This is a genomic window from Psychromonas aquatilis (assembly GCF_038155185.1).
GTDB classification, from domain to species: Bacteria; Pseudomonadota; Gammaproteobacteria; order Enterobacterales; family Psychromonadaceae; genus Psychromonas; species Psychromonas aquatilis.
In genome coordinates this window covers 46,579-71,314 of the sequence record NZ_JBAKAZ010000011.1, presented here as the reverse complement: position 1 = coordinate 71,314, position 24,736 = coordinate 46,579, and the positions used below count along the sequence as shown (strand labels likewise).

Below are 24,736 nucleotides of genomic sequence, written 5' to 3'. Positions count from 1 at the left end.
AGTTTGTTTTGGTTTTTTATTTTGACGCAAGCAGGGAGACTAAAGTCACCGCCCCGAAGTAGAAATTGAGTGATCTTTTGGGGCGGTGGGTGAATTAAGCGTTAGCTTAGTCTCATAAGCGGAGAAGCTCTGCGACTCATTTTCAGGAACCTTGTTTTGACTTTGGGGCGGTGGCTTGAGCCTCCCTTGTAGATGCAGTTAAAAAACAATGCACTTCGCTCTTTACCTTGTGGCATTTTACTTCGATTGGTATAAAGGTCTGTTAAGATACCAAGATGCCGACTAAACTCATTCAGCAAGGCGAAGCACTCAGATAGGGATATCATGACATATTTAAAAAAACTATTTGGTTCACTGATTTCTCGAATGTTGCTATTAACTATCGTGTCGGTGTTTTTAGCACAAGGGTTAACCAGCTTATTTTGGGTAACACAGTTAGCAGACACAGAAAAAAATGTAGTATTAGTGAATGCCGATAATTTAGCGCATAGTGCAGTAAGTACAATTTCATTTTTTCAGAAACTCCCTAATGATTATCGACACCTTGTTCTGGAACAATTAAGAGAATTAGGTGGCTCGCGTTTTTTCGTATCCTTAAATAAAGAAATTATTAATATCAATCCTATTAATGATAGCCAGCTCAAACAGCAAGTCCTTGGCAACATTAAGCAGATAGTTCATAAAAAACTGGGTAATCAGCGAACCTTATTGTTAGAGTTTTCAAACTCAGAAGATTTACACGTGATTAACAATGATATCTTACTGAAAGACTTGCCTCCTTCATGGGGCGCTTATAATCTCATTATCCCCTCTGTTAAACCCCCTATTTTGGTTCTACAAATGGAGCTTTCTGATAATGAATGGTTATATTTAGCGGCGGTATTGCCTCCTCCTTATTTGCTAGATGATGTGACCTTTATTTCTGGCCAACAAATAGCTTCAATTATTATTACCACACTTATTTTATTGCTTTTTATTTACATGATTTTCCATTGGCAAACCAAACCATTGAAAAACTTAGCACTAGCAGTAGGCGAGTTTAGTATTGATTTTACCAAGCCACCATTAGCTGAAAAGGGCGCCGCAGAAGTTGTCTCTGCAACACGGGCTTTTAACCATATGCAACATAAGCTACAAAGTTATATTAAAGATCGGGAAGTGTTATTTAGGTCGGTTTCTCATGATTTAAAAACACCTATTACGCGTTTACGTCTACGTGCTGAGTTATTAGATGATGAGAAGCAGACGGATGCCTTTAATACCGATTTAGAAGATTTAGAGATGTTAGTGAAAGCAGCATTACAAATAGTGAAAGATACTGATATTCATGAGAATGTAACGGATATTAATCTGGATAAATTACTGCATCAAATTGTTGGTCCGCAAAAACAAAAAATCAATTTACATATCAATACCGACTTGGTTTATCGAGGTAAACCACATGCGCTTAAACGTGCGTTATCCAATTTAATTGATAATGGAATTAAGTATGGTGGAAGTGTTGATGTCATGGTTAAAGAATCGGCTCATTCGCTAGTGATTATTATAAGAGATAACGGACCTGGTATTTCTGCTGATGCGATGGAAGCTGTTTTTACACCTTATGTCAGATTGCATGATGATAAACAGGGACATGGTTTGGGCTTAGGTATTGCCAGAAATATCATTCAGGCACATGGTGGCAATATTTACCTCTTCAATCACCCTAAAGGGGGACTGGAAGTCTGTATAAAATTACCGAGGCCGTATTAATGAGTGCAACGTCAATTAAAACATCAACATTGAAAGCAGCTTTATTGCTGTCTGCTGCTTATTTAGGTTCGAGTGTACCTGCGTTAGCTTCTCCATTTGAGGTACTACATTGGTGGACTGAGCAAGGTGAATTAGAGTCAAAGAAAACATTGGCTAATGCATTAAAGATTAACAATATAGATCTCGAAGACTTTGCGATTGTTGGCGGTGGTGGTGATGGTGCTCTTCATGTGTTACAGATGCGCGCTTTATCGGGAAACCCGCCTGAAGCGGCACAGATCAAAGGGCCTGATATCACAGAGTGGGATAAATTAAGTATGTTGGTTAATATCAATGATGTCATTGATACAGCAAGTTGGCGGGCTATTTTCCCTCAAGAAGTACTTGACGATATCACCGTTAATCAGAAATACATGGGAATACCCATTAATATTCATCGCGTTAATTGGTTATGGCTTAATACTAAGATTTTTAAACAGTACAACCTGCAAGCGCCCGAAACCTGGGAGCAGTTCTTTAGTATCGCAGATTATTTAACTGCACAGGGAGTTAACCCCATTGTACTGGGCGGGACTTCTTGGCAAGATGCGTTGTTATTTGAGTCGGTGGCTATATCCCAATTAGCCCCAGAGAAGTATATACAAGCTTTTGTCGATTTTGATAATCAGGTGATTAACTCTGAGGAGATGGTTAATACTTTTAAGCTGTTTAAAAAATTACATCGTTATGTAAGAACAGAGCAACAAGGGCAAGATTGGCCTTGGGCTTCTCAGGTTTTTATTAATGATCAAGCGGCTATGTTATTTATGGGGGATTGGGTGAAAGGGAGTTGGACTGTCGCGGGGAAAACAGCATTAAAAGATTATATGTGTGTTCCGGCACCCGAAACCCAAGGTGTGTATAGTTATAATATTGATAGCTTTGTTGTATTCAAAAAAGTGACAACAGAGGCTCAGTTAAGTAATCAAAAAACCTTTGCAAAGACCTTAACATCGGCCGCATTCCAACATGACTTTAATTTACTTAAAGGATCAATTCCAGCCAGAAGTGATGTTTCCCTTGCAGGTTTTGATCAATGCTCAGTCCGTTCTGCAACTGATTTCAAACAAGATAGTAAAGTCCCATCTTTCACACAAAATATGGCCACCAATAGTTACCAACAAAGAGAGATTATTCAATTAATTAGTCATTACTTTAATAGTGAAACAATGAGAGCAGAAGAAGCCGTACAACAATTAAGTGTTTTAATTAAAGCATTAACCTCAAAATAGTCAGTTAAACACGACTGTTGTTATGAACTTCTTTTAAAGTCATAGCATTTACGTGTTGTATTGAAGGAATGACAGGCGGTGAGTCGCTTAAGCTTCTTAAACAGAAAAGGCGTATTTGAAAGTGCATGCACTGTTCAAATACGCCTTTTTATATCTACTACTTACCTTCAAGTGAAGTAATACCAATCACACTAATTAACTGATCTATTTTACTTGCTAAAATAACTTATTTCTTCGTTGTAATTTTCGCAAATAGAACAACTATTTAACTCAAATTACGCCTTAAACTAAGTCATTTTTTCTGCGTAAAATTTAGATCACTTATTTAATATAATTGGTATAATGAGTTTTGGAAGTCATTATTTCCCTAAGAAAGCTTCCATATCAGTTTTAAGGTTATCAGAGCGTGTACCAAAGATAGCCTGAACACCGTTACCTGAAATAACCACACCTGCAGCGCCTAAGCTTTTAAGTTTAGCTTGGTCAACTAGTTTGATATCGTTAACGCTAATACGTAGACGGGTAATACAAGCATCTAAGTTGGCTATGTTCTCTTTACCACCAAAGGCGTCAACTAATGCAGATGACATCTCTTCATTATTTAACTTAACTGCTGTCTCTTGCTCTTCATCTTCGCGACCTGGTGTTTTAAGGTTTAGCGCTTTAATCACAACACGGAACAATGTGTAGTACACAACTGCGTAAATAAGACCGATAACGATGAAGTAAACGATTTTTTGAGCGTGAGCTGAAAGTACTAAGAAATCAATTAACCCGTGAGAGAAAGAGGTGCCGTGTACCATGCCTAGCATGTTTGTAACTACAAATGCAGAACCAGCTAATAGTGCGTGAATGGCATATAGAACAGGCGCAACGAACATGAATGAGAATTCAATAGGCTCTGTAATACCAGTTAAGAATGAAGTTAATGCCGCAGAAAGCATGATACCCATTACTTTTGCTCTATTTTCTGGTTTAGCTGAGTGTGCAATAGCAATCGCAGCAGCAGGTAGACCAAACATTTTGAACATGTAACCACCTGCTAATTGGCCAAAACCATTACCAGCGGCACGTGTTGCTTCATCAGCAGATAGGTAACATGTTAAAATACCATTTAACTGCTCACCACTTGCATTAACACAAGAACCGGCTTCAAAGAAGAAAGGCACATTCCAGATATGGTGTAAACCAAAAGGAATTAATGAACGTTCTATTAAACCGTATAAACCAAAAGCGACGGTTGGGTTTTGATGCGCTGCCCATTCAGAGAATGATGCGATACCCGCGCCAATTGGTGGCCAAATAATTGATAAGATGGCACCCATCAAAATAGCTGAAAAGCCTGTCATAATTGGGACAGCACGTTTACCGGCAAAAAAGCCAAGGTAATCTGGAAGGCTAATATTATAAAAACGATTAAACATCGCGGCAGCAATACCACCGGCAATAATACCACCTAGTACCCCAGTATTTGCACCTGGTGCTAAGGTTTCAATCGTTTGCATCATAATGTAATAACCAACGGCGGCAGCTAAGCCTGCTACACCATCATTTTTTGTAAAACCAAGTGCAACACCAATAGCAAATAATAGTGCCATATTACCAAAGACCGCTCCGCCTGCTTGTTCCATTAATTGCGAAACAACATCTGGCAATACACTAAATTTAGCCGCACCCACACCTAATAATATACCTGCAATAGGCAATACAGATACAGGTAGCATTAACGACTTACCTACTTTTTGTAAATTTCCAAATATGTCCATTATATTATCTCCGATAATGATCAAAATATTGTTTAAAAAGGGAATTAAAAATACTTTTAATTTGATAAGGATTATATAAAGGATGAGAGAATGTTGTTGCGTGTGCAAACACTAAAATAAAATAAGTTACATTTAATTACTTAGTCATTTGTCTTGTTACATTTTGTTACAATTTATCTAGATGAGAGGAATTGGTTACTTAAGATGAAATGAAATAAAAGCCAATATGGGTAAGTGAAGAGCGGTTGAATTAATCTGCTTACACTATAAGCATAAGCAGATTGAGTTTTAGTTTTTACTGAAGCTGTTTAAAGATTAGCCGCGTACAACCATGACTCTGAATTTTCTGCCTTTCAGCTTACCTTCACTTAATTTTTTAAAGGCAACTTTAAGGTGTTCGCGTTGAACTGCAACATAAGACCAATATTCAGATACTGATATTTTTCCTATTTGTTGGCCAGTAATTCCATCATTTCCTGTTAATGCACCAACAATATCACCAGGTCTCACTTTTTGTTTTTTACCGCCTTCAATACGGATCGTGATCATTTCTGATGGTGCTGGTGGCACGTCTAATAAATCCTGCTCAGGCAGTGAGCTTGATTGAATATTACGATCTAATATGTCTTCGAGTAATTTAACGCGATGATCATCTTTATTGCTGTAAAAAGTAAATGCCAGGCCTTTACTACCTGCTCGACCTGTACGTCCAATACGGTGAACATGTACTTCAGGATCGTGTGCCATATGAAAGTTAAATACGGCGCTTAAACTATCAATATCTAGCCCACGAGCAGCTACATCTGTTGCTACTAAAATTCGAGCGCTTTTATTAGCGAAGCGAATAAGCGCTTGGTCTCTGTCTTTTTGCTCTAAATCACCGTGCAATGCGATTGCACTAAAACCTCGATTTGCAAGTTCGTCAGCAACCTCTTGTACCTCACGCTTAGTGTTACAAAATACAACACTTGAGTCTGGTTGGTAACGGTTTAGTAATAAACGTAACGCAATCATACGTTGTTCATTATTTTGCACTGAATAAAAGCGTTGATCGATTGTGTTGTTATCATGTGTTGCAGCAACCGTAATTTGTTTCGGTGCGTTCATGATGCGCTGTGCAATCTTTTGAATTTGATCTGGGTAAGTCGCACTAAATAATAACGTTTGTCGTTGTGCAGGGCTATGCTCAATGATGGTATCTATTTCATCTTGAAATCCCATCTCAAGCATTCTGTCAGCTTCATCTAATACTAAAACACTAAGGTGTTGTAGCGATAATGAACCTCTTTTTAAATGATCTTGAAGTCGACCAGGCGTACCAACAATGATATGAGCACCATGCTCTAATGAAGCTGCCTGCGGGCTTAGCGGTGTACCACCACATAATGTCATTACTTTGATATTATGAATGGAGCGTGCAAGGGTTCTAATATCACTGGCTACTTGATCTGCTAGTTCACGAGTAGGGCAGACAACTAAAGATTGGATTCTAAATTGTTTTACTTTTAAGTGATGTAATATACCTAAGGTAAACGCAGCGGTTTTGCCTGAGCCGGTTTTACCTTGTGCAATAACATCTTCGCCTTTCAAAATAAGCGGTAAGGATTGTGCTTGTATCTCGGTCATTTTTTCATAACGCAAAGATGCTAGATTGGTTAAAAGACTCTGTGATAAAGGCAAAGATGCAAAAGAGGATTCACTCACGATAATAACTTCCTGATAACGTAATAATATTGGTTGCTACAATAACAGTTTGTGGGGTGGCGAACAAAATTATTCAATGAAAAGGCGATATTACTTGTCAGGATAAGATAAACAGGCAGTAGATTGACTAAGCAAAGCATAAATCGGCGCTTTACTTAGTCAATTAGCGTTACAGTTGTGGTGCGTCGAAGTTAGCAGGTTGATCGCTGTAAGCACAAACATTATGCGCTTCAACTAAGCCATCTTCAGCAACACAGTGCTGTTCAAAAAAGGCTACTATTTCTTTACGTTGGCAATGTGCTTCAAAAGCGGCTTTGTTTGCCCAAATCTCATTAAAGACTAATGGGAAACTTTCACCTGTTGCAAATGGGTTTTCTATTTGTCTCGTTGCAAGGTATTGAATACAGCCATCCTCACGATGAGCGTTTGGCTCTAGTGATTGTAGTACTTTGAATAACTCATCTTCTTTGCCTGGTTTAGCGCGAAACATAGCGATGCAATAAATTTTTTGTGACATTATTTTTCCTCATTGAAATGAAATGGGTAAAAGAGACCTAGTGTAATCGCAATACTAGCGACTATTTTGTGAACTAAAAACTGCAATGGCACGTATTAATATTATCATTGCCAATTCAAATATTATTAACGCTCAGCGTATTTTAGTTAACCTTTACTGTATGATATTGGAATACATTAATGATATTAAGTTTATTTATCGGTAATTGATAGACATGGCAGAGCCTTTGTTTATTTAGTGAACAAGCCGTTATTATCATTTGAATTGAGCAGTTAAATTTATTTTTATTTAAGGAAGTTAACATGGATATCTTATTGGAATACGTACTTAATATACAAGTCTTGATCTTGGTCTTAGTCGTGATTATTTTAAAGAAATCGATTATTTTTGTACCGCAAAACCGCGCTTACTTAATCGAGCGTTTTGGTAAGTATCAATCAACACGTGAAGCGGGTTTAAACTTTCTAGTTCCCTTTATTGATCATATTGGTGCGGATCGTTCAATGAAAGAACAAGCTGTTGATGTGCCAAGTCAAAGTGCGATTACACGCGATAATATTTCTTTAAGCGTCGATGGTGTATTGTTCTTTCGCGTATTAGACCCATACAAAGCAACGTACGGCGTTGATGATTATGTGTTTGCGGTAACCCAGTTATCACAAACGACTATGCGTTCAGAACTAGGTAAAATGGAGTTAGATAAAACCTTTGAAGAGCGTGATGTATTAAATACTAATATTGTTGCATCTATTAATGAAGCTGCTGGTCCATGGGGAATTCAGGTGCTACGTTATGAAATTAAAGATATTGTGCCGCCAGCTACTGTAATGGAAGCCATGGAAACACAGATGAAGGCTGAGCGTGTTAAGCGTGCACAAATTTTAGAATCGGAAGGGGATCGCCAAGCTGCGATTAACGTTGCCGAAGGTCAAAAAGCTTCTGTTGTACTTCAAGCAGAAGCAGAAAAAGAAGAGCAAGTATTACGTGCTCAAGGTGAAGCTGAAGCGATTATCGCCGTTGCAGAAGCACAAGCTGAAGCATTAAACAAAGTTGGTGAATCAGCAAACACTGAAGCGGGTCAAAAAGCGATTCAGTTAGACTTAGCGACTAAAGCAATCCAAGCGAAAGAGGCGATAGCGAAAGAGTCATCTGTGGTCTTACTGCCAGATAGCGGGAATGATGCTGCTTCAATGGTTGCGCAAGCGATGACCATTATTACTAGCTTAAATAAAGATAAAGGCTAATTATGGAATACATACTTACACATTTCCCACAAACGCTCGTTGTACTAGGCCTTATCTTTTTAGTGATTGAGGTGTTAGTGCTGGGGTTTTCAACTTTTGTTTTGTTATTTGTAGGTATAGGCAGCATTATTACTGGTTTATTAATGGCACTTGGTTTTTTACCGGAAACCTTATTCAGTGCATTATTAGGCACAGCGATCATTTCGGCGCTGGTGGCTTTAGTGAGCTGGCAGCCCATGAAACGGATGCAAAATAAAGCAGAATCTCACCAAGTTGATAATGGTATGGTCGGTGAAACCTTTATTTTAGAAGAAGATCTGTTAGTAGGTAAAAAGGTTAGCCATCGTTACTCTGGCGTTGATTGGCAAGTACAATCAAAACAAACTTTAATAGCAGGCACTGAGGTTAAAATAACACGCATGCAAGTGGGTGTATTAACAGTAGAAGCTGTTTAGCGTAAATCGGTGCGCGTGTTCACAACGAGTCATTATAAAAAGCCGATAGTTTATATCGGCTTTTTTGTTGCTATCAATGACTACAGAGAGTGCTTTTATGGTGAGTATTAAGCTCGGCCCATGAATTTCTTCTCAGTAGTATTAACACGAATTTTTTCACCTGTTGAGATATGCTCAGGGACTTGAACTGTTAAACCGGTTGATAGAATAGCTGGTTTTGTACGAGCAGAAGCTGAAGCACCTTTAATTGACGGGTCAGTTTCGACTATTTCTAAGTCAACACTCGCTGGTAATTCAACACCAACAGGAGAACCATCTACGATAACAACTTGTAAGCCTTGTGTATTTTCATCAATAAATAAAGCTTCTTCAGCGATACTTTCTTTGTTTAAGTTGTAAGGTGTGTAATCTTCGCTGTCCATAAAGACAAGCTCTTCACCATCAACATATGAGAATATAACATTACGACGAATAAGATCTGCTAGTGTTAACATATCGCTGTCTTTAAATGTTTCATCTGTTTTAGCGCCGCTAACAACATCGTACATACGCATACGGTATAAGCTACCGCCAGCACGACCTTGCGGTACTGAACGTTCGATATCTTTTATGATGTAAACACTATTGTTAAACTCAATTGCTGTATTTTTCTTAATATCACTTGCTTTAGGCATTTATCTTTCCTTGTTTATTACTTATATACATCGCGCTGGTTTAGGTAAACCAGCAATTTTAGTGGCTTGTTTAGCTGGGCCATCTGGAAATAATTTGTATAAATAGCGGCTGCTAATCTGTTCTTTTCCATATTTATTTTGCATTGCTTTAACAAGCGCACGAATAGCTGGGGAGGTATTAAACTCCTCGTAAAATTCACGAACAAAGTAAATAACTTGCCAGTGTTGTTCTGACAAAGTGACACCCTCTATTTCAGCAATTTTAGCTGCTAATGAATCACTCCAACACGTTGAATCAAGTAAATATCCTTGTGCGTCTGTCGCGATTTCTTGACCATCAAATATCACTGTGATCCCTTTTTTATCTGTTAATAAATTGCTGCAAAATTTTATAGTAAAAGGTTAAAACCATCAATCATTTGCTTTGCTCTGAATTATCTTCAGCAGCGATTGAATATCCATTGCAGTAAATGAAATTAACCTAAGTTGTTCAATAATTAATTTTGCTTCATCGGATAGGTTGTCTTTATATTCTTGAAAAGCATTAATGTCTATACTTCTTTTGTCGATCACTTTTAACTCTGGGCGATAAGTGTATAAAATTTGCTCGGAAGTCATCTTGAATAGCTGTTTTAAAATAGCAAGATCCGATCTCGAATCTATTCTGTGACGGTGTGATGAAAGAGCTGCAATATAACAGGTGAGGGCATCACAACGGTTAACTAATGCGTAAACTTCACGTTTTAAATGTTGTTTAGAATTAGGCTCGATTAACATGCTTTGCCAAGCATTGGTTAAAGAAGCATCTGACTTAAAGGTGTTAAAGCGTGTTTTTCTAAAGATTAAGTTCTCACTTTTACCAAACTGATATTGTTGGGAAATCTGTTTAAAGTAGCGGCTGCTATTCAATAAATGATTATTTACCAAGCTTGGAAAACGTTTGAATTGCCAATCAGGATAGATAAAACTGATGGCGATAAAGCTCAGGAAGCAACCAACTAACGTTTCATAGATTCTTGCATACAATACCTCTATACCTGAAGGAGATAATAAGTTGGTTAATATCATTACAAATATGGTGATAAAAATAACCGCTAAACCATAGTTAGTACGGACATAAGTAATAAATAGGAAAGCAGAGAGCACCATTAGAATAGCTTGCGGGGTTGCATTAGGCAGTAAAAAGAAAATAGGGAAACTTAATACGATCCCCAATAACGTCCCAAAACTTCTTAGCATTAGACGTTTACGTGTTTCACTAAAACTAGGCTGACATACAAACAGTACTGTCGGTAAAATCCAAAAACCGTTTTCGAGCTCTAAAATAGTCGGTATAGCGAAGGCAATCACCAGCGAAATACTGATACGGACAGCATGTTTAAAGACTGGTGTTTTTTGTTCGTAGGCTTTGTATAAAACCTTCCAAAAAGGTTGTTTTATTTGCGTCTCGCTATCAACAACTAACGCAGTGGATTCTGTTTTGACTTTATTTAAAGAGATTAATAATTCATTGATACCATGCAAATTGTCATATATTGCTTGTAATGCTTGCATTGCTTCTTGGTTATCATCAAAGGCTTGCAGTTTTTGTTTCAGTAAAAAAAGTTGGTCTGATAGCGCTTGAATGGTCCATTTCAAACGTTTTGAACGCATGTATATATTTTTATCATTAATATGTGCGCCGACTTGATGGCACTCATCACTTAATTGTAAAAGTAATTGGTGGAAACCTTCAAGGATCTGACTGCGACCAAAGGTATTTTCTAATTGGCTGTAAAGGTATTGGCTGGCACTAATTCGCTCATGAATTTGTTCAGCGACGAGAAAGTATTGATTTAATATAGTTAATTCTTTTTGGCGTATGTTGGCTTTATATTGCCCTTTGATCATGTTTTTTGAGGTTTCTATGCGCGCCATAATACTAATATTGAGGATCGCAAGCTTTTGGCGAGTTTCAATAATAGCTTCACGAGAGTTCCCTTTTTGTGTATCGAATAACTCAGATTTTTGTCGTTGATAACGACTAATAGCGTAATATAACTGTGCTAATTGCTCACGCAATGTTCTATTAGGGCTAAAGTAAGACCAGCAGATGGCAAAAATACCGTACCACAAGGCACCGAGAGCCAATAGAATTGGGGATTCAAACCAAGCTGCTGCTTCTTGATGTCCAATTAAAGTGTAAATTGCAATTAGGATTGCACCAAAACCAATGCGGCTATAATGCATGCCTAAACTAGCTAACATCATGAAGAAAAAAGAAGAGATACCTAAGCCTAGCGCAAAGATAACTGGGTAAGGCAACAAGAGTTCAACACTTGAAGCGGCTATAAAAAAGCAAGCGATAACAGTCGCGATGAATTTTTGTCTGTCTTTGGTATTTTCATCCACTTCCACTATCGCAGATGCCAACACCCCTAAACAAAGTGATAATGAAACCGCTAGGCTGGATTGTTGAAAAAATCCAAATTGTAAGTCCAAAAGGGCAGGAATAAACATGCAAGACATTGCGATCACAATGCGAAAACCCGAATGCGAATTTGAATCAGAAATTAATCGTGATAGGACTAATGGAAACGATAATTGCATAACATTCTTCTTTAAAATGGTCTAATAAACAGAGTCTTAATCCTAACCTAAAATGGTTAGATGATCCTACCAATATGGGCTTTTATCACTAAAATAGATGATATCTGTTATTGAGCGTCGGTTTTTGTTTATTATTAATCGTATCTTTGGTGTGACATCTTAGTCCACTTTTGCGACAATACATTGATTTTTTAACTTAAAGAGAAATGCTTGATGTCTGCTCAAATCATTGATGGAAAAGCGATTGCAGCTAAGGTTACGGATAAAGTAGCTGAAGGTGTGAAAGAACGTAAAGATAAAGGTCTGCGTGCACCTGGTCTTGCTGTGATCTTAGTAGGTGGTGATCCTGCTTCGCAAATTTATGTACAAAGTAAACGCCGTACTTGTGAAAAGGTTGGTTTTATTTCCAAAGCTTTTGACTTACCAGAAACAACGACTCAAGATGAATTGTTATCATTGATTGATCAACTTAATGAAGATCAAACAATCGATGGCATATTGGTACAATTTCCTTTACCAAAAGCTTTAGATGAAACATCGGTTATCGAACAGATAAAACCAAGTAAAGATGTTGATGGTTTCCACCCTTATAATGTTGGCCGTTTAGCCCAACGTATTCCGTTATTACGCTCGTGTACACCTCGCGGTATGATCACTATGCTCGAGTCTATTGACGTTGACTTGCATGGTAAACATGCAGTGGTTGTTGGCGCTTCTAATATTGTAGGTAGACCAATGACGCTAGAGCTTTTATTAGCGGGTTGTACAACAACGACGTGTCATCGTTTTACTACTGATCTAGAGCACCATGTGCGTCAGGCTGATGTACTTGTAGTTGCTCGTGGACAAGCTAACTTTATTCCAGGAGACTGGATTAAAGAGGGCGCAATCGTATTAGATGTAGGTATTAATCGATTAGAAAGTGGCAAAATAACGGGTGACGTTGAATTTGAAGTTGCTAAAGAAAGAGCGGCTTGGATATCACCTGTACCAGGTGGTGTTGGTCCAATGACTGTTGCTACATTGATTGAGAATACTTTATTAGCATGTAATGAGTACCATTCATAATTGAGGGCTTATTGCTTTCAATAAAGGTATCTATCATGTCTAGTGGTAAAATCTGAATTAAAAAAAAGACTGCTTATGCAGTCTTTTTTGTTATTAGGCTTTTTATTTATAGATTATCTAAATATCTTTCCGCATCCAGAGCAGCCATACAGCCTGTACCAGCCGATGTAATTGCTTGGCGATAAATATGGTCAGATACATCACCGGCGGCAAAAATACCTTTTATCGATGTTTGTGTTGCATTACCTTCGCTACCTGTTTGTACTTTAAGGTAACCATGATTCATCTCTAATTGACCTTCAAACATATCAGTATTAGGTTTATGACCTATCGCAATGAATACACCCATTACTTCAAGTTCTTCAGTTTTATCAGATAAGGTATCTTTTAAACGTAAACCGGTTACACCCATATCATCTCCTAAAACTTCATCAAGAGTACGATCAGTATGTAATACGATATTACCGTTTTTAACTTTTTCATTTAAACGGTCTAATAGGATTTTCTCAGAGCGGAACTCTGTACGACGGTGTACTAAGTGTACTTCAGAAGCAATGTTTGAAAGGTATAGCGCTTCTTCAACCGCAGTATTACCACCACCAACAACAGCAACTTTTTGATTGCGGTAGAAAAAACCATCACATGTAGCACATGCTGATACACCACGTCCTTTGAACGCTTCTTCTGAATCAAGACCTAAGTAACGAGCAGATGCACCTGTTGCAATGATCAATGCATCACAAGTATAAACACCAGTATCACCTTTTAATGTGAAAGGCGGCTTAGTAAATTCAACTTCATTGATATGGTCGAAAATAATTTCTGTATCAAAACGTAAAGCATGTTCTTTCATGCTCTCCATTAAACCAGGGCCTGTCATATCAGCAGCGCCACCAGGCCAGTTTTCAACTTCAGTCGTTGTTGTTAATTGACCACCTTGTTGCATACCGGTAATCAGTACTGGGTTTAAGTTTGCACGTGCTGCATATACTGCTGCGGTGTAACCTGCTGGCCCAGATCCTAATATTAATAATTTATGATGTTTTACTTCGCTCATATCGTTACCCTAAATAATAAAGTTATCTACGTGCTATTTTAAATAACACGATAATGATTAGTGGATCATTTATAAATTGTGTAAGTCTAAACTTTTGAAACATAAAAGACAGTAAAAAAAAACGGATATCTCATAGAAATATCCGTTTTAAACGATAGGTTTTAACTACCGTTGTATGCCATTACTTAATCATTAAAGTGATGTTTTTACCGTCTGACTGCTTGCACGGTTACTTGCAAATGAACTACCTGCTTGTTGTGATGCTTTCACAATTGTTGGGCGATCTGTTGCAGCTACAATGCTAATTTCTTTAGTTAAGTCTAAAGGTTCAGAGATGGTTTTAACCATTGAAGAGGTTGACTTACCTTTAGCATTACTAACGGTTCCGAATTGTTGAGTTGTTACAACTTCAGGCGTCGTTTGTTTCACAGGAGCCTCTTCAGAAGCTGATTCTACAACTTCAGGTGCCGCTTGCTTGATAGGTGCTTCTTCAACAGTCGCTGCAGGCGCTACATCTTGAGTAGCTTGCTTAGTAGGTGTTTCTTCTACTGCCGCTGTAATCTCAGGAGCTGCTTGTTTTACAGGCGCTTCTTCAACAGTCGTAGCAGGAGCAACCTCTGGAGTAGCTTGTTTTACAGGCGCTGCTTCAACACTTGCAGCAGGTGCCGCTTGTTTTGCAGGTGCCTCTTCGACAGCTTTTTCAGGAGCAGTTTGCTTCACCGGTGCTTTTTCAGCAGTAGACAGTTTTTCTGACACTTGCTCAGCAGGTGCCGCTTCTACTTTTGCTTTTTTCGCAGCAGGAGCCATGTTTTTCGCTGTTGGCACTTTATTTTTCTCAATCACTTTTTGAAGTTTTTCAGCTTCTTTTTGCGGTGATTTTGGGTCTGCAATATCAGTTATTTTACTTGCAACAGGGACAGTTGCTTTAACTTTATGCTCTGCTTCTGTGCCTTCTGGATAACGACTTTCTACTGCATCAAGTTGCTCTGTGTTTTCTTGATCACGTTTGTTACGCTGGCTGCCATTACGTAAGTAACGAGAGCGGCGTTGTGGGATCTCTACAGGTTTGTAGGCTTCATCAGTTTTTGATGCAGCAGTTTTTGCTGTTTCATCAACTTTTTGCTCTTTTTTCGTGTCATCTGCAACCGTTTCAGCTTTAGACTCAGCTTTAGGAGCTTTTGTCTTTTTCACTTTTGCTTTGGGCTTTTTAGGCTCAGTTACTACTTTTTCTGGTTGAGCAACTTCTGCTTCAATTGCATTTGTTTCTGCTACTTCTGGTTGTTGTACACGTACTTTTTTACGCATATTACGGCGTTTTCTACGTACTGCAGGAACCTCAGTTGCATTCGACTTCTCATTATCTTGAGTATTTTGATTGTCGTATTTTTTCGGTTGTGCTTTTGGCTTACGTTCAACATTTTTACGATTATTACGACGCTCGTTATTATTGTCCGTATTTCTTTCTCCGCGGTTATTGCGGTTACGGTTTTGGTTGTTTCTTGAATTGCGAGCCGTACGTTTGTTATTCGTTGGTTCTGGTTGTTTTACCGTTTCTTTTGGCGTAGCCGTTGTTTGCTCAGCAGGTTTTGAGTCATCACTGAAGAAACGAGTAATAGCACTAAACAACTTAGCAAAGAAAGAAACCGGTTTTTGTTCAACAGGTTTACTTGCTTTAGTTTCAGAAGGCTTGTTATTAGCTGGCATTTTTGGTGCACTAAAGCCATCTAAAACAGGAACTTCAAGCTCTTCATGCTCTTTTTTAGCCATGTTTGGTATATAAACAGTATGTTGTTTTTCTAGTGCATCGTAGTTGATGTCTTCTTTACCGTCTTTACGTGTACGTTTTACTTCAAAATGCGGTGTTAATAAGTTCGCATCAGGCACAATGTAAACATCACAGTCATGGCGCTTTTCAATTTTTGCAACTGCTTTACGTTTTTCATTTAATAAGTATGCAGCGACTGCTACTGGAACGCGAGCTTGAATTTGTGTTGTATTTTCTTTTAAACCTTCTTCTTCAATTAAACGAAGGATAGCAAGAGATAAAGAATCATTATCGCGGATAGTACCTTGACCATGACAACGAGGACAAACACGAGAAGCTGATTCACCAAGAGAAGGGCGGATACGCTGACGCGACATTTCCATTAAACCAAATCGAGATATACGGCCTAATTGGATACGTGCTCTGTCTTGACGTACAGATTCACGCATGCGGTCTTCAACATCACGTTGATGACGTGTTGGTGTCATATCAATAAAGTCAATTACTACCAAACCACCTAAATCGCGCAGACGTAGTTGTCGTGCAATCTCTTCAGCAGCTTCTAAGTTTGTATTGTAGGCTGTTTCTTCGATGTCACCGCCGCGTGTTGCGCGAGCTGAGTTAATGTCGATAGAAGTTAAGGCTTCTGTTGGGTCAATAACAATTGAACCACCAGATGGTAGGCGTACTTCACGTTGGAAGGCTGATTCAATTTGGCTTTCTACTTGATAATAAGTAAATAGTGGAATTTCACCTTGGTATAATTTCAGACGATTAACATAGTCAGGGCGAACCAGTTCGATATGCTTTTTCGCTGCTTCGTAAGTTTTAGCGTTATCGATAACAATTTCACCGATATCACGACGAAGATAATCACGGAAAGAACGATCAATTACATTACTTTCACGGTGAATTAAGAAAGGTGATGGCTTTGCTTTTGATGCTTCATCAATGGCACGCCAGTGATTAACAAGGATATTTAAATCCCACTCTAGCTCTTCATCTGATTTACCTGCGCCAGCAGTACGAACAATTAAACCCATGCCTACAGGTAGTTGTAATTTATCAGTCCACTCTTTAATCTTTTTGCGTTCTTCACCTTCGATACGACGAGAAACACCGCCAGTACGTGGGTTATTTGGCATTAGTACTAAGTAGCTACCAGCTAAACTGATGAAAGTCGTTAACGCAGCACCTTTGTTACCACGTTCTTCTTTTTCAATTTGAACAATAACTTCTTGGCCTTCTTTGATCGCTTCTTTGATGTTAGGGCGACCTTTAAATGAGTATCCTTCTGAAAAATAGCTGCTTGAGATTTCTTTAAGAGGTAAAAAACCGTGGCGATCTGCACCGTAGTCAACAAATGCTGCTTCTAGGCTTGCCTCTACACGTGTTATTTTACCTTTATAAATGTTTGCTTTCTTTTGTTCATGACCTGGGCTTTCTATATCAAGATCATACAGTTTTTGCCCGTCTACGAGGGCTACACGTAACTCTTCTGCTTGAGTTGCGTTGATTAACATTCTTTTCATTTGTGAACTCTTGTGTGATTTTTTCGTTATTTTTAATATGTACTCGCTGCTTTTGCATGCTTGACCTCATGTCTGTTTATACAATCTCTCGACTGGCGTATTCAGAGGTGCGTTAAAAAAGCGGTTACAAAAAATATTAAAGTCTAATATTTCAGCGGAACATTCTAATCATGTGATTTATTTTTATAATGTTATGCCTACCAGCGAATTTTATATGAAAAATCACGAGGCATTAACCAATCTATTGTCGCATTTATATTGGCTTACAAGCAACAAAGTTTTTATATATTATGTGATTAAGCGTGATAAACTGAGCAGATGGAACAGATAAATCACTCAGTACGCATAATTGACATCAGTCAAGAAAATGCACAACAACGAATTGACAACTTTCTTCGCTTACATCTTAAAGGCGTGCCTAAAAGCATGATTTATAGGATCGTGCGTAAAGGGGAAGTGCGGGTCAATAAAAAACGTATTAAACCGGATTATAAATTACAGGTTGGCGATAGTGTTCGTATCCCACCGGTAAGAGTAACGCCAGATAATGCATTACCTTCACCTAAATTAAATAGTATTAAAAACCTCGCTTCGGAAATTGTCTATGAAGATGATGGTTTAATTATTTTAAACAAACCATCAGGACTTGCTGTTCACGGTGGTAGTGGCTTAGATTTTGGTGTGATCGAAGGGTTACGCGCACTTCGCCCTGATGTTCGCTTTCTAGAATTAGCACACCGTTTGGATAAAGCGACTTCTGGTTGTTTATTAATTGCTAAAAAACGCAGTATGTTACGAGCATTGCACGAGCAATTGCGTCAAAAAACCATGAAAAAGCAGTATTTTGCTTTAGTTAAAGGTCAATGGGACAAAAAAGATCGTTTGGTTAAAGAACCACTTTTAAAAATACCACAGGATTCAGTGGTTAAAGTCAGCCCACAGGGGAAACCTTCTGAGACGCACTTTAAAATAATTCAACGTTATCAAGGTTGCACATTAGTTGAAGCAAGCCCAGTAACAGGACGAACACATCAAATCCGTGTTCATAGTGCATGTAAAGGCCATAATATTGCTTGCGATGAGCGTTATGGCGATTCAGAATTCGATACCCAAATGAAAGGCTTGGGGCTTAATCGCTTATTCTTACACGCTGCACATATTACTTTTTTCCACCCTGTGTTGGAAAAAAAGATGACGATAAGTGCACCTATCGATCCTCGATTACAGGCACTATTAGACCAACTACAACGAAGCTAATATGAACTATCAATTAATTATTTTTGATTGGGATGGAACCCTAATGGATTCTATCGATAAAATTGTTATCTGTATGCAAGCGGCAGCTGAACAGGAAAAGCAAGTGATTCCTACTGAGCAATCGATTAAAAATATTATTGGTTTAAGTTTATTAAAAGCGATGCAACAACTTTTTCCAACGCTTAGCTTGCCTGAACAAGAGGCGTTGGTCGCTGCTTATAAATGCCAGTACACACAGTCACGCCATATAGTAACGCCACTTTATGATGGTGTTAAAGACCTGTTAATTAGATTGAAAGCACGAGGTTATACTTTAGCTGTTGCAACAGGTAAAGGCCGCGATGGTCTGGATCGCATGTTGCAGCAATCTGCAACGACTACACTTTTTTCTGCCACCATCTGTGCCGATGAAGCGCTTTCCAAACCTAATCCGTCAATGATAAATCAATTATTAAAGCGATTAAATTTTACTGCTGATCAAGCATTAATGGTTGGTGACTCTTGTTATGATTTAGAGATGGCAGCAAATGCTGGGGTCGATAGCATAGGCGTTAGTTATGGTGTACACAGTTCACAAACACTGATTGCATCAAAACCAGTCACAATTATTGATTGCCTAGCGACACAATTAGAAAATTATATTTAACATTAATTATAACAAAGTATTAAAGGAGCTTTAATGTTTAGCGAATATATAAAGTTAACTGGGCGTGGTGAGAAAGGCCGACGTCCATTAACAATGGAAGAATCTAAACAAGCATTAACTGATTATCTAAATGGTGATGCAAGCTTGTTACAACTTGCCGTTTTATTAATGTTACAACGCGTGCGTTGCGAAACACCAGAAGAAGCTGCTGGTTATATCAGTGCACTACGAGAAAAAGTAGACGATCAGTGGGGGCAATTAACCGTTGATCTAGATTGGCCGTGTTTTGCAGGTAAAAAAAGACAGCCACCTTGGTTATTGTTGGCTGCTAAAGTACTCGCGGCGAATGGCGTAAAAATTCTACTTCATGGTCACATGACAGTGGATTTAGTTAAGTACCAAGTAGAATCGGCTTGTCCATTACTTAATATCGAAATCGCAAACTCACCTGATGCTGCGCAAGTTGCACTCGATAATAATAACTTAGTTTATGTACCACTTTCAGCTTATTGCCCTGAACTGATTGAGTTATTGGCGATTCGTGAACAAGTGGGATTACGTACACCTCTTAATACTGTTGCTCGTAGCGTTAATCCAAGCCAGGCCCCTTATAGTATTCATGGCGTTTTTCATAAAAGTTATGAAAAGATTCATGCACAAGCGGCATTACTTAATAATGAGCATAGCATTATTGCTTTTAAAGGTGAGGGTGGAGAGAGTGAAGTCAATCCACGTGTTTCTACATTAGCCTGTGGCGTGATACAAGTTGATGGCAAAGCTCAGTATTTAGAGCAAGAATGGCCAACTTATTTATCTGACTTTTCTGGAGCACACACTGAAGTTTCAGCTGAGTATTTATTAAAAGTGTGGAATAAAGAGATTGAAGATGATTATGGAGATGCTGCTGTGATCACGACCATTGCAATGGTGTTAAAGCAGATGCACCCTGAAAGTACACAGGAAGAAGCATTATTTAAAGCAAAACAATGGTGGTTAGCTAGATAACTGTAGGTTATTTTGTTAGATTTAAAAGAGGCTCATGTAGTTTCTTTTAAATCATAACGAACAGGTGACTAGTCCTGAATAAAACTGATAAGCTGTTCTTATGTGAACTCTTTTATTAGTTTCACTTCCCTATCTACTGTTATTGCACATCTAATACCAACCTGTAAAATTAACTGGCCAGTTCCGTCTAATCCCTAAAGTACGTACTTTTCAACCTCGCTCTTTATCTTGTTGCATTTTACTTAGATGAAGTTTGTTTTGGTTTTTGCTTTGATGCAAGCAGGGAGACTAAAGTCACCGCCCCGAGGTAGAAATTGAGTATTCTATTGGGGCGGTGGGCGAATTAAGCGCCAGCTTAGTCTTATGAGCGGAGAAGCTCTGCGACTCCTTTTCTCAGCCTCCCTTGTAGATGTAGTTAATAAAACAAAGCACTTCGCTCTTTATCTTGTTGCATTTTACTTAGATGAAGTTTGTTTTGGTTTTTACTTTGATGCAAGCAGGCAGACTAAAGTCACCGCCCCGAAGTGATCGAAAATACTACTAGTAAAGCATCCGAAATATTTGGATAGTGTTCTATAAATCTCGAATACTTAAATCTGTCTTTTTATATGCTAGATCTGAATCGCGTTAATCGCAATAGTTAAATCAATTAGCTTCTATTTTTACTTAGGTTGGTATAAATTTAATTAACTTTGATCTTTATTCAATAAAAGCGATGCGGATTATTTACAAATAAGCCGAATCGCTGCAATCATATTAATTTATTCTATTTAACTAAATGTGATTTAAAGTTATCTAATAACTGTTTTAACCAATTTAATCTTTCTCTACTATTTTCTAAATCAATGCCAAATTTCAATTTACTTGGCCCATCTAATTTAAAGGTATTAGATTGCTTTTGTAATAAAGAAACTAAATACATTGGATCAACTTTAGTATGCTCAGTAAATGTTACCGCACCGCCTAACGCATGTGCTTCTATTTTTGCAATGCCTAATGTTGAGCAACGTTGTTTAATTTCTGTCACCGCAATGAGATTTTTTGTCGAATCAGGTAATAAGCCAAATCTGTCTATTAATTCGACTTGTATTTCATTGAGCTCATCATTGTTTTTACTATTAGCAATACGTTTATAGAGAGATAGACGCATATTAACATCAACAACATAGTCATCAGGGATCAACGCTGGAATGCGCAGTTCTACTTCTGCTTGTGTAGCTAAGAGATGATCCAAGCTTGGCTCTTCACCATTGCGTAATGCTTCTACGGCTTGGTTAAGCATATCCATATAAAGATTAAAGCCGATACTTGTTATTTGACCTGATTGTTCATCACCTAATAATTCACCTGCACCACGTATTTCCAAATCATGTGTCGCTAAGGTAAAGCCTGCACCTAACGTATCTAGGGAACCTATCGCTTGCAGCCTTTTTTTCGCGTCGCTAGTCATTAGTTTTGGTGAAGGCGTTAATAAATAAGCATAGGCTTGATGATGAGAACGACCAACACGTCCACGTAATTGGTGGAGCTGTGCCAGACCAAGGTGGTCAGCTCTATTAATGATAATAGTGTTTGCTGTTGGGATGTCGATCCCTGTTTCGATGATGGTCGTACAAACTAATACATTTTGACGTTGATGGTAAAAGTCTGACATGACTCTTTCGAGCTGTTGTTCGTTCATCTGTCCGTGTGCAATTGATATACGAGCTTGAGGTAAAAGCGCTTGCAAGTCTTCTGCTGCTTTACCTATCGTATCAACATTATTATGTAAGTAATATACTTGACCACCACGCATGATTTCACGTGTAATCGCATCACTAACAGTTTGATCTGTGCGTTGCTCCACAAACGTTTTAACGGCTAAACGCTTAGCAGGTGGTGACGCAATAATAGATAAATCACGCATTCCATTCATTGACATATTTAAGGTACGCGGTATTGGTGTCGCAGTCAGCGTTAGGATATCGATTTGAGCACGCAAGCGTTTAATTTTTTCTTTTTGACGTACACCAAAACGATGCTCTTCATCGATGATTAATAGGCCTAAATCGTCAAACTTTATCCCATCACCTAATAATTTATGGGTTCCGATAAGAATATCAACTTTACCTTCTTGCGCTTCAAGTAATATTTGTTTCTGCTCTTTAGCTGTTTTGAAACGAGACAGTACTTCAATCCGGACAGGCCAATTCGCAAAGCGATCTCGGAAATTTTCAAAATGCTGTTGCGCTAATAGCGTGGTAGGGACTAATAAAGCAACTTGGCGAGCATTATCTGTGGCCATAAATGCAGCGCGCATCGCCACTTCTGTTTTACCAAAACCAACGTCGCCACAAACTAAACGGTCCATCGGTTGTGAGGAACACATATCAGCGATCACTGAATTGATTGAAACTGCTTGATCGTGTGTTTCTTCATAAGGAAAGTCGTTACTAAATGCTGCATAGTTTTCTTTATTTAGCTTATATCTATAACCTTTTTTAGCTGCGCGCTGTGCATAAATTTCAAGTAATTCAGCTGCCACATCACGAACCTTTTCAGCAGCTCTTTTTTTCGCTTTTGCCCAGGTATCATTACCTAATTTGCTAATAGGCGCTGTTTCTACATCACTGCCACTATATCGTCCTATTAAATGTAGTGAAGTAACAGGGACATAGAGCTTGTCACCTCGTAGGTATTCTAAGGTAACAAATTCATTGATGTTGCCAGATACTTCTATTGTCTGTAAGCCTAAGTAACGCGCGACGCCGTGGTCAATATGAACCACGGGCTGTCCTACTTTCAGCTCCGTTAAGTTACGAATAATATGTTCTGAGTGCTGATCGTCTTGGCCATCTTTATCTAAGCGTCGACGTTGGCTAATTCTATTGCCCAACAATTCTGTTTCAGTGATAAAAGCAAACTGGCTGTCTATAATTAAAAAGCTATTTTCTACTCGACTGACGGTAATAAATACCTGTGCATCAAGTTGTTCACATTCACTAATGGTATTAACAGATTTTATGGATAATTTAAGCGGTGCTAATAGGGTTAATAATGCTTCTTTTCTGCCTGCAGACTCTGCAGTTAGTAATATTTTGCCAGAAAAACCATTCACGAATTCGCTAAAATTAGCGAGTGGATTTTTGGCTTTATGGTGAATTTTAATATCAGGTAACGTTGTTAATGGTAAATTGATTCTACCTGCTTTGGGTGAAGCAAATGAAGTTGCTTGCAATTGGTACTTTGGAAATTCATTAATACGTTTAAAGCATTGCTCTTGTCGTTGATATAACTCTATTGGTTGTAAAAGGGGACGCAATAGATCAACGCCTCTTTCCTCGAAACGATGTTCGATGGTGTGCCAAAAATCATCAATAGCTTGATTAATATCTCCGATGATACATAAACGGCTTTGTTTAGGCAGATAATCAAATAAGGTGGCCGTTTCTTGAAAAAACAATGGCAAATAATATTCAATACCAGCAGGTAAATTACTTTGCGAAATTTGCTGATATATTGAGTCACTGCTGGTCGATATTTTCGCTGTAAATTTTTCACTATAAGCTTGCTTGAAATTAGTAATCGCTTGCTTATCTGTCGCAAATTCATGCGCAGGTAACATTTTTATTTCTTTAATCGGCGGTTCAGATCGTTGTGTCTCAGTATCAAAAGGACGTATTGAGTCAACTTCATCATCAAAAAAGTCAATACGATAAGGGGTATTACTTCCCATCGGATAAATATCTAATAATGAACCACGAGCACTAAATTCACCGTGTTCTCGCACTTGATCAACCGCATAGTAGCCAGACTCTTGTAATTGATCTCTTAATATTTGTAGATCAAGTTTTTGGCCGGTTTTAACCAGTAAGGTATGTTGTTTTAAATAACTTGGCGGCGCTAATCGTAATAAGAGGGTGGTGACAGGAACAATCAAGATACCTTGTTTCATTGACGGTAATTGATAAAGGGTCTCTATTCGCTTTGAAATAATATCTTGATGCGGTGAAAAATGATCGTAAGGTAAAGTTTCCCAATCTGGGAAGAGGTTTACGTCAAACTTACCTTCTGCAAAATAAAGTAACTCTTGGTGCAACTTGATAGCACTTGGGCTGTCATTAACAATAACAATTAAAGGCGACTTTTGTGGGTTTGATTGAGCACATTGGCTAACCACAAAGCTTTGGCTACTGCCGACTAAATTAGCAAGGCGTATAGTATCTGTTGTTGATTTTAGCGGGTCTATATTAAGTAAATTATTCATATTGTTAACTTATCTTTTAACTCGTTTATTATTTGATATTGTAAACTGTTGCTATGACTTTAAATGTTCTAACTGGTTCATTGTTAGCATCAACATAATGCGCTTATTATAATGTTTTATAAGTGCGCTTACATGACAAACTTATTGGTGTTGTGAGTATTGCTAAACGTTACCCATCTTACGATGTT

The 24,736-nt window shown here is 38.2% G+C and carries 17 protein-coding genes; 8 read left to right on the top strand and 9 right to left on the bottom strand.

Features of this window, described 5'->3' with window-relative positions:
• Positions 1-324 precede the first annotated feature (324 nt).
• Positions 325-1,752 (top strand): ATP-binding protein, encoded by a 1,428-nt coding sequence (locus tag V6256_RS04870; RefSeq protein WP_341596951.1) that lies wholly within the window; start codon positions 325-327, stop codon positions 1,750-1,752.
• Positions 1,752-3,023 carry an ABC transporter substrate-binding protein gene (locus V6256_RS04865; RefSeq protein WP_341596950.1) on the top strand — a complete coding sequence of 424 codons (1,272 nt, stop codon included), beginning with the start codon at positions 1,752-1,754 and terminating at the stop codon, positions 3,021-3,023. Before V6256_RS04870 ends, V6256_RS04865 begins: the two co-directional genes overlap by 1 nt.
• A 359-nt stretch (positions 3,024-3,382) precedes the next feature.
• Here V6256_RS04865 and ptsG read toward each other — a convergent pair whose 3' ends face one another.
• The 3 genes from ptsG to V6256_RS04850 form a co-directional block, all read right to left on the bottom strand.
• Positions 3,383-4,789 carry a PTS glucose transporter subunit IIBC gene (gene ptsG / locus V6256_RS04860; RefSeq protein WP_341596949.1) on the bottom strand — a complete coding sequence of 469 codons (1,407 nt, stop codon included), beginning with the start codon at positions 4,787-4,789 and terminating at the stop codon, positions 3,383-3,385.
• A 315-nt stretch (positions 4,790-5,104) separates the two neighbouring features.
• Positions 5,105-6,493, bottom strand: a complete 1,389-nt coding sequence (gene dbpA / locus V6256_RS04855; RefSeq protein ID WP_341596948.1) for an ATP-dependent RNA helicase DbpA — start codon at positions 6,491-6,493, stop codon at positions 5,105-5,107.
• A gap of 169 nt (positions 6,494-6,662) precedes the next feature.
• Positions 6,663-7,010 carry a putative quinol monooxygenase gene (locus tag V6256_RS04850; protein ID WP_341596947.1) on the bottom strand — a complete coding sequence of 116 codons (348 nt, stop codon included), beginning with the start codon at positions 7,008-7,010 and terminating at the stop codon, positions 6,663-6,665.
• Positions 7,011-7,312: 302 nt separating this feature from the next.
• Here V6256_RS04850 and V6256_RS04845 point away from each other — a divergent pair, with 302 nt between their 5' ends.
• Entirely contained in the window at positions 7,313-8,254 is a 942-nt protein-coding gene (locus tag V6256_RS04845) for an SPFH domain-containing protein (protein WP_341596946.1), read from the top strand.
• Positions 8,255-8,256: 2 nt separating this feature from the next.
• Complete coding sequence (locus V6256_RS04840; RefSeq protein ID WP_341596945.1) at positions 8,257-8,709, top strand: NfeD family protein; 453 nt, start codon at positions 8,257-8,259, stop codon at positions 8,707-8,709.
• Between the two features lie 107 nt (positions 8,710-8,816).
• Here the strand turns inward: V6256_RS04840 and efpL are convergent, their stop codons facing one another.
• The 3 genes from efpL to V6256_RS04825 form a co-directional block, all read right to left on the bottom strand.
• A complete protein-coding gene (gene efpL / locus V6256_RS04835; protein WP_341596944.1) occupies positions 8,817-9,383 on the bottom strand; it encodes an elongation factor P-like protein EfpL in 567 nt (188 codons plus the stop codon).
• 21 nt (positions 9,384-9,404) lie between these two features.
• A complete protein-coding gene (locus V6256_RS04830) occupies positions 9,405-9,731 on the bottom strand; it encodes a TusE/DsrC/DsvC family sulfur relay protein (protein ID WP_341596943.1) in 327 nt (108 codons plus the stop codon).
• Positions 9,732-9,794: 63 nt separating this feature from the next.
• Complete coding sequence (locus V6256_RS04825) at positions 9,795-11,972, bottom strand: FUSC family membrane protein (RefSeq protein WP_341596942.1); 2,178 nt, start codon at positions 11,970-11,972, stop codon at positions 9,795-9,797.
• Positions 11,973-12,185: 213 nt separating this feature from the next.
• Between V6256_RS04825 and folD the strand changes: the two genes are divergently transcribed.
• A complete protein-coding gene (gene folD / locus V6256_RS04820) occupies positions 12,186-13,040 on the top strand; it encodes a bifunctional methylenetetrahydrofolate dehydrogenase/methenyltetrahydrofolate cyclohydrolase FolD (protein WP_341596941.1) in 855 nt (284 codons plus the stop codon).
• A 106-nt stretch (positions 13,041-13,146) separates the two neighbouring features.
• On the opposite strand, the gene trxB is transcribed toward folD, so the two are convergent.
• Together trxB and rne are read right to left on the bottom strand one after the other, a co-directional pair.
• Positions 13,147-14,097: a thioredoxin-disulfide reductase gene (gene trxB, locus V6256_RS04815; protein WP_341596940.1), complete on the bottom strand. Its 951-nt coding sequence runs from the start codon at positions 14,095-14,097 to the stop codon at positions 13,147-13,149.
• A 192-nt stretch (positions 14,098-14,289) separates the two neighbouring features.
• Entirely contained in the window at positions 14,290-17,394 is a 3,105-nt protein-coding gene (gene rne / locus V6256_RS04810; RefSeq protein WP_341596939.1) for a ribonuclease E, read from the bottom strand.
• 318 nt (positions 17,395-17,712) lie between these two features.
• On the opposite strand from rne, the gene rluC reads away from it, so the two are divergent.
• From rluC to V6256_RS04795, 3 genes are read left to right on the top strand one after another with little or no spacing between them, the layout of a single operon-like run.
• Positions 17,713-18,651 carry a 23S rRNA pseudouridine(955/2504/2580) synthase RluC gene (rluC, locus tag V6256_RS04805; protein WP_341596938.1) on the top strand — a complete coding sequence of 313 codons (939 nt, stop codon included), beginning with the start codon at positions 17,713-17,715 and terminating at the stop codon, positions 18,649-18,651.
• Between the two features lies 1 nt (position 18,652).
• Complete coding sequence (locus tag V6256_RS04800) at positions 18,653-19,297, top strand: HAD family hydrolase (protein WP_341596937.1); 645 nt, start codon at positions 18,653-18,655, stop codon at positions 19,295-19,297.
• Positions 19,298-19,330: 33 nt separating this feature from the next.
• On the top strand, positions 19,331-20,302 hold the full coding sequence (locus tag V6256_RS04795) for a glycosyl transferase family protein (protein ID WP_341596936.1): 972 nt from the start codon (positions 19,331-19,333) through the stop codon (positions 20,300-20,302).
• A gap of 766 nt (positions 20,303-21,068) precedes the next feature.
• On the opposite strand, the gene mfd is transcribed toward V6256_RS04795, so the two are convergent.
• A complete protein-coding gene (gene mfd, locus V6256_RS04790) occupies positions 21,069-24,548 on the bottom strand; it encodes a transcription-repair coupling factor (RefSeq protein WP_341596935.1) in 3,480 nt (1,159 codons plus the stop codon).
• Between the last annotated feature and the right edge of the window lie 188 nt (positions 24,549-24,736).

Bases quoted from the DNA above. Each gene is read 5' to 3' on its own strand.
- rluC (WP_341596938.1), top strand. From the start codon at position 17,713: ATGGAACAGATAAATCACTCAGTACGCATAATTGACATCAGTCAAGAA.
- V6256_RS04865 (WP_341596950.1), top strand. From the start codon at position 1,752: ATGAGTGCAACGTCAATTAAAACATCAACATTGAAAGCAGCTTTATTG.
- V6256_RS04870 (WP_341596951.1), top strand. From the start codon at position 325: ATGACATATTTAAAAAAACTATTTGGTTCACTGATTTCTCGAATGTTG.
- V6256_RS04845 (WP_341596946.1), top strand. From the start codon at position 7,313: ATGGATATCTTATTGGAATACGTACTTAATATACAAGTCTTGATCTTG.
- rne (WP_341596939.1), bottom strand. From the start codon at position 17,394: ATGAAAAGAATGTTAATCAACGCAACTCAAGCAGAAGAGTTACGTGTA.
- V6256_RS04795 (WP_341596936.1), top strand. From the start codon at position 19,331: ATGTTTAGCGAATATATAAAGTTAACTGGGCGTGGTGAGAAAGGCCGA.
- V6256_RS04840 (WP_341596945.1), top strand. From the start codon at position 8,257: ATGGAATACATACTTACACATTTCCCACAAACGCTCGTTGTACTAGGC.
- V6256_RS04825 (WP_341596942.1), bottom strand. From the start codon at position 11,972: ATGCAATTATCGTTTCCATTAGTCCTATCACGATTAATTTCTGATTCA.
- V6256_RS04800 (WP_341596937.1), top strand. From the start codon at position 18,653: ATGAACTATCAATTAATTATTTTTGATTGGGATGGAACCCTAATGGAT.
- folD (WP_341596941.1), top strand. From the start codon at position 12,186: ATGTCTGCTCAAATCATTGATGGAAAAGCGATTGCAGCTAAGGTTACG.
- mfd (WP_341596935.1), bottom strand. From the start codon at position 24,548: ATGAATAATTTACTTAATATAGACCCGCTAAAATCAACAACAGATACT.
- ptsG (WP_341596949.1), bottom strand. From the start codon at position 4,789: ATGGACATATTTGGAAATTTACAAAAAGTAGGTAAGTCGTTAATGCTA.
- V6256_RS04850 (WP_341596947.1), bottom strand. From the start codon at position 7,010: ATGTCACAAAAAATTTATTGCATCGCTATGTTTCGCGCTAAACCAGGC.
- efpL (WP_341596944.1), bottom strand. From the start codon at position 9,383: ATGCCTAAAGCAAGTGATATTAAGAAAAATACAGCAATTGAGTTTAAC.
- trxB (WP_341596940.1), bottom strand. From the start codon at position 14,097: ATGAGCGAAGTAAAACATCATAAATTATTAATATTAGGATCTGGGCCA.